1 protein-coding gene and 1 pseudogene are annotated in these 1,368 nt (G+C 66.5%); both read right to left on the reverse strand.

The window, feature by feature from the left end:
* A pseudogene (locus AC1VAN_RS21890) lies at positions 1–234 on the reverse strand (multidrug ABC transporter ATP-binding protein); the annotation flags it as partial.
* A gap of 192 nt (positions 235–426) precedes the next feature.
* Positions 427–1,368 (reverse strand): DUF3471 domain-containing protein (locus AC1VAN_RS21895; protein WP_480986753.1); only part of this gene is annotated, 942 nt, incomplete at its 5' end.

The raw sequence follows: 1,368 nt of genomic DNA on the forward strand, positions 1-1,368 counted from the left end.
GCGCTGGAAGAAGTCCGCACCAGGCTGCTCGGCAACCATGTCGACGATGCGGCCGAGGAAATCGAACATCGCCACTTCCACCAGCGCCAGCAGCAGGCCGGCGACCAGGGTGGCCAGCAGCACCGGCCACACCGGCCGCAGGTAGTGCAGGTAGAACGGCACCACGGTGCGCGGCGGCATGCGCCCGTCAATGGGCGGAAACACCGGAATCAGGGATTCAAACCAACGGAACATCGCATTCCCTCGCCATCGATAGCCGGCGGAGTATCCCACGCCGCGTGTGTACGCCGGCCGACGATCATTACCGGTTCCGGGTAGCGCCGGGCCATGCCCGGCGGATCGCCTGCAACCGCGCTACGCGCTCGCCGGACGTGGTCCGGCGCTACCCGTCCGCTCGGCCAAACGGTAGCGCCGCGCCCGGCGGCGTCATTTCACCGGCGTGAACAGCAGGTCCTGGAAATCGAAGCTGAAATCGGTCAGGTCCGAGATCGGCTGCATGCGCACCTCGCGCACTTTTCCATCCGGGTCCAGGCTGAAATTGACGAACGCATCGGCATTGAGCGAGCGGTCGTCCCAGCGCACGATGAAGGTGTCGTGCTGCCAGTGCTCCAGGCGGCCGCTCAGCTGCGCGGTCTTTGCAAAGCGCAGGCGCAGGCCCTTGCCTTCCGCCGTCACCACCATGTCGCCATACCAGCGGTCGCGGTAGGTGGCCGCATACCCGGCCAGCGGCAACGACGGCCTGCTGCCCTTGTCACGCTCGGCCTGGTGCTTGGCCCACGCTTCGTCGGCCTTGTCCTGGCCCTTGGCCACGCCCTTGGCATAGGCATCCACCCAGTCGTGCTTTTCACCGCCAAGGTAGGCATCGAGCACGCTCAGCGTGATCGCATTGAAGGCCGCACCCACTTCCTGGTTGGTCAGCACCACCACGCCCAGCTTCTCGCCCGGCACCAGGGTCAGCCGCGAAACCATGCCCGGCCAGCCACCGGTGTGCCAGACCAGCTTCTGCCCGCGATAGTCGCTCAGGCTCCAGCCCTCGCCATAGCCGGCGAAGTTGGCCCGCGCCGGTGCCAGCTCCGGCACGCTCGGCGCCGGAATCGTCTGCGGCGTGATCATCTGCCACATCTGCTGCTGGCTCTTGGCGGTGAACAGCGCAGTGCCATCGGCCAGCTTGCCTTCGGCCAGCTGCACCTGCATCCAGCGCGCCATGTCGTGGGCACTGGAATAGATGCCGCCGGCACCTGCGTTGTTCGACCAGGTCAACGGTGCAACGGTGCGCAGGTCCTTGAAATCGTACTTGGCGTGGCCGACCGCAGCATTGTCGCCAGCCTTGAGGTGATCGGCGTTGTAGCGCGTGCCGGCCATGCCGAC

The sequence above is a fragment of the Stenotrophomonas sp. 05L44_2 genome, from assembly GCF_056665995.1.